Source organism: Mucilaginibacter defluvii, from assembly GCF_039543225.1.
Taxonomy (GTDB): domain Bacteria; phylum Bacteroidota; class Bacteroidia; order Sphingobacteriales; family Sphingobacteriaceae; genus Mucilaginibacter; species Mucilaginibacter defluvii.
Genome location: NZ_BAABJI010000001.1, coordinates 1245660 through 1257386, shown reverse-complemented (window position 1 = coordinate 1257386; position 11727 = coordinate 1245660). Strand labels below are relative to the sequence as shown.

11 protein-coding genes are annotated in these 11727 nt (G+C 45.1%); 4 read left to right on the top strand and 7 right to left on the bottom strand.

Translation table 11 applies throughout. The annotated features are described in order from the left end of the window. Positions 1–217 precede the first annotated feature (217 nt). The 3 genes from ABD960_RS05625 to ABD960_RS05615 are packed head-to-tail and all read right to left on the bottom strand — an operon-like array spanning position 218 to position 1297. Positions 218–508 carry a GIY-YIG nuclease family protein gene (locus ABD960_RS05625; RefSeq protein ID WP_345329942.1) on the bottom strand — a complete coding sequence of 97 codons (291 nt, stop codon included), beginning with the start codon at positions 506–508 and terminating at the stop codon, positions 218–220. Between the two features lies 1 nt (position 509). Then, a complete protein-coding gene (locus ABD960_RS05620) occupies positions 510–632 on the bottom strand; it encodes a hypothetical protein (RefSeq protein WP_345329941.1) in 123 nt (40 codons plus the stop codon). 23 nt (positions 633–655) lie between these two features. Further along, on the bottom strand, positions 656–1297 hold the full coding sequence (locus ABD960_RS05615) for a C40 family peptidase (protein WP_345329940.1): 642 nt from the start codon (positions 1295–1297) through the stop codon (positions 656–658). 129 nt (positions 1298–1426) lie between these two features. Here ABD960_RS05615 and ABD960_RS05610 point away from each other — a divergent pair, with 129 nt between their 5' ends. Then, a complete protein-coding gene (locus ABD960_RS05610) occupies positions 1427–2353 on the top strand; it encodes a TonB family protein (protein WP_345329939.1) in 927 nt (308 codons plus the stop codon). A 3-nt stretch (positions 2354–2356) separates the two neighbouring features. On the opposite strand, the gene ABD960_RS05605 is transcribed toward ABD960_RS05610, so the two are convergent. The 3 genes from ABD960_RS05605 to ABD960_RS05595 are packed head-to-tail and all read right to left on the bottom strand — an operon-like array spanning position 2357 to position 7867. Then, positions 2357–3742, bottom strand: a complete 1386-nt coding sequence (locus tag ABD960_RS05605; RefSeq protein ID WP_345329938.1) for a dihydrolipoamide acetyltransferase family protein — start codon at positions 3740–3742, stop codon at positions 2357–2359. A gap of 44 nt (positions 3743–3786) precedes the next feature. Further along, the gene (locus ABD960_RS05600; protein WP_345329937.1) at positions 3787–5037 is read right to left on the bottom strand and encodes a competence/damage-inducible protein A; all 1251 of its coding nucleotides are present in this window, start codon (positions 5035–5037) and stop codon (positions 3787–3789) included. A gap of 1 nt (position 5038) precedes the next feature. Beyond that, on the bottom strand, positions 5039–7867 hold the full coding sequence (locus tag ABD960_RS05595) for a putative LPS assembly protein LptD (RefSeq protein ID WP_345329936.1): 2829 nt from the start codon (positions 7865–7867) through the stop codon (positions 5039–5041). A gap of 53 nt (positions 7868–7920) precedes the next feature. On the opposite strand from ABD960_RS05595, the gene ABD960_RS05590 reads away from it, so the two are divergent. The 3 genes from ABD960_RS05590 to ABD960_RS05580 are packed head-to-tail and all read left to right on the top strand — an operon-like array spanning position 7921 to position 10688. Next, entirely contained in the window at positions 7921–8778 is an 858-nt protein-coding gene (locus ABD960_RS05590; RefSeq protein ID WP_345329935.1) for an N-acetylmuramoyl-L-alanine amidase family protein, read from the top strand. Positions 8779–8820: 42 nt separating this feature from the next. Further along, the gene (locus tag ABD960_RS05585) at positions 8821–9723 is read left to right on the top strand and encodes an N-acetylmuramoyl-L-alanine amidase family protein (protein WP_345329934.1); all 903 of its coding nucleotides are present in this window, start codon (positions 8821–8823) and stop codon (positions 9721–9723) included. 20 nt (positions 9724–9743) lie between these two features. Continuing rightward, positions 9744–10688, top strand: a complete 945-nt coding sequence (locus tag ABD960_RS05580; RefSeq protein WP_345329933.1) for an MlaD family protein — start codon at positions 9744–9746, stop codon at positions 10686–10688. A gap of 54 nt (positions 10689–10742) precedes the next feature. Here the strand turns inward: ABD960_RS05580 and ABD960_RS05575 are convergent, their stop codons facing one another. Further along, entirely contained in the window at positions 10743–11249 is a 507-nt protein-coding gene (locus ABD960_RS05575; protein ID WP_345329932.1) for a 2'-5' RNA ligase family protein, read from the bottom strand. Between the last annotated feature and the right edge of the window lie 478 nt (positions 11250–11727).

Sequence of the window (11727 nt, the reverse complement as noted above, 5' to 3'; positions counted from 1 at the left end):
CTATTTTTAGGCCACCGCACACACCTTCGACAGGCTCAGGGTGACAGGCCTTCTTTCCTTTATCAATATATCAAACTTTGTCATGCTGAGCTTGTCGAAGCATTAGCCGAATATTTAGGCCACCCGCTCGCACCCTTCGACAAGCTCAGGGTGACAGGCCAACGCTCTTACTTTAAGAACGAATTTGTCATGCTGAGCTTGTCGAAGCATAAACGGACTATTTAGCTGTTCTTGAAAGTTCCGGCAATAAATCCCATCGCCGGGCTATCAGCGCTTCCTTTTTAGCCCTGCGCCACCCTTTCACTTGCTTCTCAAAAGCTATGGCCTGGTTAATGTCGCCAAACGGCTCATGGAAAACCAACACCAATGGCCGCCGTTTAAATGTGTAACAATGCACAATAATGCCCTGCTGATGTTCCTGAAAACGACGGTCAATATCATTGGTTACACCGGTATAATACGAGCCATCATTACATCGGATGATATAAACGAAGTATTGGTGAAACACTTTACGAAAAGATAGCGGTCCCTACAATGATCCCGACGATCATGATCACGTACAGCATGATCTCCGTAGTGGCGAAACGTTTATACTGCGTCCAAAATGAGTAATCTTCTTTAGGTTTTTGCATAACGGCAAAGGTAACAAATAAGCTTACCTTCCGCTGCTTTCCGCCTCACCTTCGCGCTCTACTAAAACAGACCCGCCGCGCGAAAAGTACTTATACATGTATGGGTCTTTAAGCTTGATGATCATTACACCCTTGCGGGTACTGGCATGTACTACATAGCCGTTTTGCAGGTACACCCCTACGTGGCTGAACTGCCTGCCGTCAAAATCAAAGAAGACCAGGTCGCCTTCCTTTAGTTCTTCCTCGTATTTACGCTTTATAAAGTTGATCTGTAAATTGGTTGAGCGGGGCATGTTCTCAATATCATATACCTCTTGCTGCAGACGATACACAAATCCCGAACAGTCCACACCATCCTTTTCCAAACCGCCATATTTGTAGGGAGTACCCATCCAATCATTTAAAAAACTATACAGCCTGCCATTTTTTATATCGCTCTTCTTTACGTTCATAATAGCGGAGTACTTCTCTACGTCATCTTTATCCGGCTTTTCCATTACATAAGGCCCCATGCGTTTTACTGTCGGGCCAGTGGGCTGCACAATAACCCCGCCGTTGTTTCCATAAACCGGGCGCTGCGTTTTTTTGATACTACTGCACGATGACAATATAAAAGCTGATATTACAAATAAAAGTATAGGTTTATTTACTGATATTGACCTCATTGTGTTAAGATTTGTTTTCAGCTAACGCCTTAAAAGCTATAAATGATACACTGACCAAATTTAAGCCCTATGGTTTATTAATGATAACTTAACTGCGTAACTTTTTATCAACAAAGCCATCTAATTAACATGAACCGCAAATTATCACTATTTACTACAACCGCGCTAATGTTTTCTGCGGCAACAGGCAATGCCCAACATCTTAATAAAAAACTCATTGCTGAACTTAAAGATATTTACAGCGCCGATCAGTACTATCGCCTGGCCACGAAAACAGCCGCCGAAAAATATGGCTGGGATTCGCCGGCAACTGATTCGCTGATGCGCCTGCAAGGCAAAGCCGATGTCGAGAATACGAGCAGGGTAACGGCCATAATTGATAAATACGGTTACCCGGGCAAATCACTTGTTGGCAAAGAAAACGCTTCGCTGGCTTTTATGGTGATACAACATAGCAATGCCGAAATCCAGCGTAAATACCTGCCGCTTTTAACCAAGGCTGCCGAAAAAGGCGAGTTGCCTAAGCAATCGCTTGCCCTGCTGATAGACCGCGTTAAAACCGGGCTGAATGAAAAACAAGTGTATGGAACCCAACTCTGGCAAATGGGCAACACTGTGAAATTATATCCTATCGTTGATGAGGCCAATGTTAACGTACGCCGCAAAAAAGTCGGATTTCCGCCCCTGGAAATATATTTGCAGCAATGGAATATTAAATACAAAGTTCCTACACAAAAAGGTAATCCTAATCCCGACAGTTTGTATTATAGCTATGAACAGCGTGAAGAGTCGCCGGTTGAATTAATAGGCGGTGAGAAAGCGCTGTATGCTAAGATAAAGTATCCGGAGAACGCCTCGCAGGAACACGTAAGCGGCTGGGTTACTGTTGAACTCACAGTTGATAAAGACGGCAAACCCAAAAACCTGAGCGTAGTAAAAGGCCTTGGCCATGGCTGCGATGAAGAAGCCCTGCGAGTGATGGGCGAAGCACGCTTTACCAATAAAACCGGCGAGGATCATGATATGCGTTACCGCCTGCCTTTTGCCCGGCGTTAAACGTTATATCTCGCGTTTAACGTCCCAGTTTTCCAGGTAATCGGCAATACGTTTCAGGAACGAGCCGCCCAGCATACCATCAACCACACGGTGATCGTATGATAGTGAAAGGTACATCATTTGCCTGATGGCGATCATGTCTCCCTGCGGGGTTTCAATAACGGCCGGTTTCTTCTTAATGGCGCCAATGGCCAAGATAGCTACCTGCGGCTGGTTAATAATAGGCGTACCCATAATATTACCAAATGTACCAATGTTAGTAATGGTAAAGGTACCATCCTTAATATCATCCGGACTAAGCTTGTTGTTACGGGCGCGATTAGCCAGATCATTAACCGCACGGGTAAGGCCGGCAAGGTTAAGCTGATCGGCATTTTTTATAACGGGGGTGATCAGGTTTCCGCTTGGTAATGCGGTTGCCATGCTGATGTTAATATCCTTTTTACGGATGATCTGGGTATTTTTTACCGATACGTTAATAAGCGGAAAATCCTTGATGGCTTTTACTACGGCTTCAACAAATATCGGAGTAAAGGTTATTTTTTCGTTCTCGCGCTGCTCAAAACTGTTTTTTACTCGATCGCGCCACATTACCAGGTTGGTAACGTCAGCCTCAACAAATGAGCTTACATGCGGCGATACCTGCTTGCTCATCACCATGTGATCGGCAATAAGCTTGCGCATCCTATCCATCTCGATAATCTCCTCGTTACCTGAAGATGATATTGTGCTTACCGGCGAGTTATAAACCGGTTTGGAAGGCGGTTGAGAAATAGCCTGCGGCTGCGCTGCACGCTGTTGTTGAGCCGGCTGATTACCCCTTTTGCCTCGGCTTTCCAGGTATATCATCAGGTCGTCCTTGGTCAAGCGGCCATCAGCCCCAGTGCCAGGAATGCTGTCCAGTTCCTCATTGCTTATGCCTTCGGCTACCGCGATGTTGCGCACCAGTGGCGAGTAAAAACGTACCGATGATGATACAGATGCAGCCACGTGAACTTCGCGTTGAGCAAGTTGCTCTGTACCGGGTATGTCGTATTTTTCGTTTGTATTTTCTATGGGTTGGGCTGCCTTAGGTTCAGCTATAGGTGTAGCTTCCGGAGCCTGAACCTGTTCTGCAGGCTGCTGCGGTTCTTCAACCACTTCTTCGCCCTCAACTTCTATTACGGCAATAACTTTTCCCACCTCTACCACGTCATCCTCGTTAAATAATATTTCAATAAGTTTACCGCTTACGGGGGATGGAATTTCGGAGTCTACCTTGTCTGTAGCAATCTCGGCTATGGTGTCATCAGCTTCTATGGTATCGCCAGGTTTCTTTACCCACTTTACAATAGTCGCTTCGGCAACACTTTCGCCCATTTTAGGTAGCAATAACTGAAATTTAGCCATATATCATGTAACAGTTGATCGGTCAAAAATAACTAAATCTGCGATTAAATTACCTTATCGTTAAGTAAAGTATTTAACATGCCCAGGGCGCTTATGGCCGAGCGTTCAATGTTTTGCTGGCGCTTGCCCCTGAAGGTAAACTTCTTAACCAGCTGCTTCGAGGCCGATACCACGGCTACCCAAACCGTACCGACAGGCTTATCCGGCGTACCCCCATCAGGGCCCGCGATGCCGGTAACGGCAATGGTATAGTCTGACGCGAAGTTTTTAAGCGCGCCCGTAGCCATCTCTATAACGGTTTCCTCGCTTACTGCGCCAAATTGCCGGATGGTTTCGGCGTTCACGCCCAATACACTTTCCTTAAGCTGATTGGAGTATGATACCGCCCCGCCTAAAAATACCTTTGATGAACCGGCATGTTGGGTAAGCAAACTCGAAATAAACCCGCCGGTGCAGCTTTCGGCGGTTGATAGTGTGAGGCCGCGTTCGGTCATCAGGTTCAGGATGGCCTTTTCAAGCGGAATATCCTCATGCGCCGCCACTACATTGCTTACACGTTCGGCAATGCGGTTGGTAAAAGCGTCAACCTCTTGCTGTAAAAGCGTTTCATCGCCATCGCTATATCCGCTTATGCGTAAACGTACCTGTCCTAATTTTGGCAGATAAGCCAGTTTGATGTGCGCAGGCAATTCATTTTCAATATCGGCAATGCGTTCAGCAAGGTATGACTCGCCCTCGCCTACCGTTAGTATAGTATTATGTATGATGGTTGATAGCTTAAAGGTAGCCTTAATTTTTGGCAGCACTTGCTCATCCATCATGTACATCATTTCGAAAGGCACACCGGGCATTGACATGTAAACCTTGCCATTATGGTTAAACCACATGCCCGGCGCGGTGCCGTTGTTATTATTGAGCACCTCGCAGTTAGCGGGCACCAGAGCCTGCTGACGGTTGGTATCCAGCAGCGGGCGGTTGTAGCGCTTAAAAATCTCGAGCACATTGTTTAAAGCCACTTCGCTTTCAACCAGTTCGACGCTAAAATATTCGGCCAGTGTTTTTTTGGTGATATCATCTTTCGTGGGGCCAAGGCCGCCGGTTATCAATATAATATCGGCACGGCCGGCAGCTTCAGCAAACGCTTTCAGGATATGCTCGCGGTCGTCAGATACGGATGATATTTGCTTTACGCGCACGCCGATTTCATTAAGGCGCTGCGCAATCCAGGCGGAATTGGTGTCAACAATCTGCCCGATCAGTATCTCGTCGCCAATGGTAATAATTTCTGCCAGCATATTAAAATCCGCCGCCGTAATACCTGTTGCTGGTATAATCGCTGCGTTTAGTTAGTTTAAGGTCCTGTAAAATTGATGATTTAACTTTAATGGTAACGTTGTACGATTTATAATAACCGAACGGCAGCCACTGTACCGAGAGATCCCAACAATGCAGGTCGCGGTATATGGCAAACGATGTGGCATCAGCCAGTTTCATGGCATTAAAGTCAAAGTTGGTTGAGTACTGTATTTTCCACTTAGGCGTTATGCTTACGTCGCCGCTAATCATCATGGTGTTAGTAGTGTTGGTAGCTACACCCGTGTTGCTGTAATTAAAGTTATAACTGAAGGATATATTCCAGGGTACGGTAAAGTCAATATAAGCACCGGGGTCGCTATTAATAAGCGATAATTGCCGCGATTGTTCAGGAGTCATCCCCTGCAAGGTGTTCGGCTGCGCCTGTTTTTTAGGGCTAAAGGATGATGAATTCAGACTACCGCTCATGGATAACCCCAGGTTGGTCAGCATCGGCAATTTACCATCTTTCCAGGTGTAGCGCGCCGTTGGCTGGGCATAGCGAATAACCGCGCCATTAGTAATTGAATCGCGCACGCGCAACACGTACGGGTTAAGGGAGCCGTTAAAACTGATGTTAACCTTTTGGCCGAATAAACCAGTGTGGCCGGAGAATGATATGGGTGAAAGTTTTATAGAGTCAGCCGCGAAGTTATAAAAGGTTGATACCGAAAAGCCCTGCAAAATGGCTATCTTTTTATCGGTGTTAGACGTATCGGTTGCTTTGGGCCTAACCTTAGCCTCGATAACGTTATCAATATTTAAACCCAAACCCGCCGAACGCCCTGCTGACGGTCCACCATAAACGGATTGCTCAAATATAGAATAAGTTTGCGCGGTATAGGTGTAAGGTATAGAGGCCTCACTTACTATTGTACGGTAGTAACCGTAGCTCGGGTCAGAAAAATCCGGACGGTAGCTAAACGTTAACGACGGCGTCATTACGTGCCTGATGGCTTTGATCTTGCCTTTAAAATTAGCCTGGCTGTAAACTTTCGTTGAGAAGCCGGCGTTCAAATTATACTCGCCGGCACGTGCAAAGCCTGCAACGGTATCAACAACTGCGGTACCCGGCGCTACATTCGGGTTATCACGATCATAACGTTTGCGGATGGATTGCAGGTACCAGCGCTCGGTGTAGTTTGCCGACGTATTAAACTGGAAGTATTTAAGAACATTCAAACTCAACGCCACCGGTATAGTATGCTGCATACCGTTTTGCAAACGCTTGCTCAATGTTTCGCTGGTAAATAACTGCGACTCCGGAATATTATTGATCTTATTTTGCGCCTGCAAGCTATAACCTACCGTAATTTTCTGATACCATTTTTGCTCGCCTATACGGTTCTTACTATCAAACGGACTAAGGGTTGACATGTTGAACGATACCGTTGGCAGATCGAGCGTTACACGCTTCTGCGAGATATCCTGGCTATGGCCTAAGCTTACGTTTAAGTTAAACGGCGTACCGGCCCAAGTTTTACCGTAAGCGATACTTGAACGCATGTTGTTTTGTGTTAACTGCGTAAGGCTATAGTTTTGTCCTGCCGGCGAGTTTTGGTAAAAGCTTGAGGTACCTGCGTTAACCGATGCACTGAAGGTACTGCCGGGATGAGCGTTAGCATCCTGGCTGTGCGACCAGGATATATTGAAGTCCTTAGCTGCAGGATCGCCAGGCAAACCGTAATTGTGCGAGCCGTAGCTCAGCGTTAAATTACCCTGGTACTTGTAGCGTTTTAAATAGCGTGCCGCTGTGCTTAACTCATACGATCCGCGCGAGTAGATAGACACGTTGCTGGTCATGTCCATATAATCATTAAGCGCGATGTAGTAACCCAGGTTACGCATAAAGAAACCCAAACGGGCATCCTCGCCAAACGTAGGAAATATAACACCGGATGCCCTTGATTCCGGCTTCGGGAAAAAACCGAACGGAACACCTAAAGGTAAAGGTATATTAGCGATCTCCAGGTAAGCCGGGCCGGAGATGATGCGATGCTTCTCGCCTATCCCCTTGGTAATCACGATACCAAAGTGCGTATGCGGGAACGGCTCGTTACAGGTACTGTAAATTACATTCTTGTAAGCAACCTCATCATTATTCAGCTTTTTTGCCTGCCCGCCTGATATAAAATTTCCGTCCTGCTCAGATGCGGGGTTGAATATCTTTCCTTTTTTGGTTTTATAATCAAACAATAATGAGTCGGCATATGAAGGCTTGTCGTTTTTTTGCTGAAAAATGGGGCGGCCTATGTAGCGGCCTGTTTTTGGGCTCGGCCTGCCGCTGGCGTATATCAGGTGGTTCTTTTTGTCAATGCGGATGTATTCGGCATCAAGCTCAACATCTTCATACGTTACGCGGGCTTTGCCATAGAGGTACATCAGGTTATTTTCGTTATCAACGATTATGCTGTCCTCAGCATGCGCCTTAACTTCAGATTCCAAACCATTGGCTGACCGGCGGCCGGTATCGGTTGGCAAAACCATTGCCGAGCGGCCGGTATCACGGATGGCTGTATCCCGGCGCAACGAATCTTTCGGGATGGTGTCTTTTGCTACAGCGGCGGTTTGTTTAGCGCGGGGTGGTTCGGCTTTTTTACCAAAAGGGCCTCTCATCAGGCGGCGGTCGGTAGCGCGGTTACTATCCAGTTTTATAATCGTATCGCGCGCTATAACTTTTGAGCTACTTTTATATCCGCTTCGGTATGCAACAGCCACCGCATTTACCGTTAATATAATAGCAAGCAGAAAAAAAGGCTTAACGAATTTCAAAATTAATAATGAATAGTATTTTTGCAGATATGGTTAACCAGCGTTCAAACATAATGAAAACACTGAACAGATTGAATTATTGTTTACGGTTACTGTTTATATCACTTGCATTTTTTTGTTTTAAAACTTCGCGGGCATCCAATTTTAATGCGCCCAAAGATACGGTTAATCAAACTAATAAATTTAAACTAAAAACTGTTATTGTTGATGCCGGACACGGCGGCTTTCGCACCGGCGCTTCAGGCAAATACTCTGTCGAAAAAAACGTAACGCTGCAAATTGCATTTAAATTGCAGAAGGCGATAGAAAAAGAATTGAGCGATGTAAAAGTAGTGATGACCCGCACCACCGATGATGACATTTTGTGGCAAAAACGCTCGGATATAGCCAACGAAGCCAAAGGCGACATCTTTATCTCCATACACTGCAACTCACTGCCTAATAAGATTATACGCTCAGCTTCAGGCAAAAAAACCAGCGTGGCCAACCGCTCAGGCAAAGGGGTATTGTTATTGGTTTATGGTTTTCATCGCACCAAAGAAGAAGAAAAAGCTATTAAAGAAACCCGCCTGAACGACGAGGAAGAAATGGATGCTGTTATTGACCCGAATGACCCGGCCGCCATGATACTGATGAATGAATACAAACGCAAATACCGTAAACAAAGCGTAAGGTTTGCCAGTATTTTAAACCAGGAATTTATTGAGAACGACGGCCGCCGAAGCGAGGGTATACGCGAACAGGGCGTACTGGTACTATGCCACAGCGCCATGCCGGCAGTGCTTGTTGAAACCGGCTACATCAATAATCCGGATGAGGAAGATTATTTAAATTCTGAACAAGGCCAGAACCAGATTGTAGCTACAATTGTACGCGCTTTAAAAACTCTTAAAACCGAAGTGGAAGCTTAGTGTTTATTGCCAATAAAATTAAGTTTAGTCCGTTAACTGCAAATGATGACAGCATTTTTAAGGAAATACGTTTATACTTTCTCAATATTAATCAGTTCTTTATTATTAGCCCGACCGGCAAAAGCGCTTGAACAGCAAACAGCCGACTCGGTGCAGGCGCCTGAAGGCTTCAGGCTGCGTACAGTAGTTATTGATGCCGGCCACGGCGGTAAGGACCCAGGCGCTTTCGGGCCAAACACCAACGAAAAGACCGTTACGCTTGCGCTAGCCCTTAAATTGCAAAAAGCCATAGAGCGCGATTTGCCCGGCGTTAACACCATCATGACGCGTAAAAACGACACCTTTGTGGAATTACACAAGCGGGCTGACATTGCTAACGATGCCAAAGGGCAGCTATTCATATCATTGCATTGCAACTCCCTGGCTAACCGCAAGGTTACCGAGGTGGTGGGTTACCGCAAGCGCAAAGGCAAAAGCATACCTATTTATAAAACCAGCACAGTTGCCAACCGCAGCGGTAAAGGCGCCATGATACTGGTATACGGATCGAGACGTGTGGGTGCGCAGGAAGAGGCGTTACGTGAGAACGCGGTTATCTTTACGGAAAAGAACTATAAGGACAACTACGCAGGGTACGATCCGGATAACCCGGCGTCGGTTATCATGCTAAACACATTTAGAGATAAATATCGTAAACAAAGTATACGCTTTGCGAGTTTAATAGACAGTGAACTTACCGGGACTTACAATCGCGAAAGTCATGGTGTGAAGGAACAGGTGGTTTTGGTGCTCGATCATACGGCTATGCCATCTGTACTTGTTGAAACCGGGTTTATCAATAATCCGGATGAGGAAGATTACCTTACATCAGACGAAGGACAGAACGATATTGTAAACGCTATTTTGAGCGCCCTGAAGAGTTATAAAAAACAACTGGAAAATTAGAATTATTAAACAGCTATACCTTGAAAATCTCAAACGAAACCAAAATAGGCGTATTTACGGCGATAGCCATCACTGCCCTACTATTAATCTATAGCTACCTCAGCGGCAATGATGTTTTTTCGGGCTCCAATAAATATTACGCTATCTATAAAAATGTGGAAGGCTTGACCGTGTCAAAACCGGTTTTGGTAAATGGTTACCAGGTTGGCCGGGTTTCAAAAATGGAATTACAGCCTGATGGCCGCACGGTGGTTGAATTTAAGGTCGACTCCAAATATAACGTGCCGTCAAACACGCTGGCACAGTTGCAAAGTACCGACCTTTTAGGCGGTAAGGCTATAGTGTTTGATTTAGGCGACAGCTCGCAACCAGCGCAGAATGAGGACACCTTGGCTGCCGACATACAGGGCAGCCTTGCGGAAAGTTTACAGCCTATCCAGAAAAAAGCGGAAGCGCTTATCACTAAGATGGATTCGTCACTGGCATCAATAAACCGTATCATGAACCCGGCTTTTGAGAAAAACGTTGACCGCAGTTTTGCCAGCATTGCCAATTCCCTGCAAACGCTTGAAGGTACAACTAAAAAGATAGACGCGCTTGTCGGGTCGCAATCATCGCATATCAATACCATTATGGGTAACGCGGCTACCGTATCTGGAAACCTGAAAGGCACCACGGCTCATTTTAATGATATAGCCCTCAATTTTAAGAAGTTCAGTAACGACCTGGCGTCTACCGACCTTAAAAAGACGATGGACAATGTTGATAAAACCATGGCTAACCTCGAGCTAACCACTAATAAGATTAACAGCAAGGATGGCAGTTTAGGTTTATTAATTAACGATAGTACCATGTACAAAAACCTGAGCGCGGCATCTGCTAACCTTAACAATTTGTTTATTGACCTTAAGGCACATCCTAAGCGTTATGTAAGCTTCTCGGTATTTGGCGGTGGCAAAGATTAAGAAATTTTAGACTTCACACATACATGAGGCTGCACGGTTAACCGGCAGCCTTTTTTATTGAAAACTATAATCATCCACATGTTCCCAGGGGCCACCCAGATACCGCCACAAGCTTAGCCCTGAGCCTGGCATTACAAATGGAGTAAACCCGCTTGATAATTCTTGTAAAGTATTTGCGGCAGTATCAGCGCTAACCTTGTTCTGTATGGTGATGTGCGGCCATAGTTTTTGCCTGTCCTGCGGAATGAGCCATTGCCGCCATTGCTGTTGCAGATGATTGTGAACTTTTTGCAGTTCAGCACTTTCGCATTTAAAAGCTACCCCGTTGCCTGTCGAAACAATCTTGATCACATCAATTAATAAAGATTGCTGACGTGCAGCCAGTTCTTCAATCATACTATAAACGCCCGGCTCCTCAGCAGGCAGGTGGTGAAAAAGCGTCAGATGCGCATCAAGAAAGTTCCTTTCAGATGGGAAATATCTTGCACGTAGCTGATTAAAATAAGTTTGTACTTTATCATCCAGTTTAAGCGTTAATATAAGTGGATTTTCGGTGTGCATGGGTATGTTTTTACTGCGCTTTCAACGCCCGACAATATATAATGTTTTGCTGCCGGGAACGTAGAGCTGAGCTAAGCATAACATATTGACAGGCAACACAGTAATTGCCATTTTTCAACTCAATGTAATAAGACATTGTTAAGTTATTAATTAGTGCAATTTTTTCTTGCATAAATAAAAATTAATACGATACTTTGCACAAAATTTAAAAACACGAATAAACACCCTATAAATGAACCAGCAAAGCTTATATAAGCCAGTTACAAGAGCGATTTTCGCTCCTGTTGCCAATGCTTTGGTTTCAGTTATTTTTATGTGTGTTCCGTCTCGACGACGATTGTTTATCCCCCGGGTTTAATTTACACTGCTACAACCCATTAAAGAGTTTTTGATTTTAAACTCTTTCAACAAAAAATCATCTGATTACTTAATAGGTTATAGATAACCATTTGGTTTACAGCAATTATTCTACTTTTTT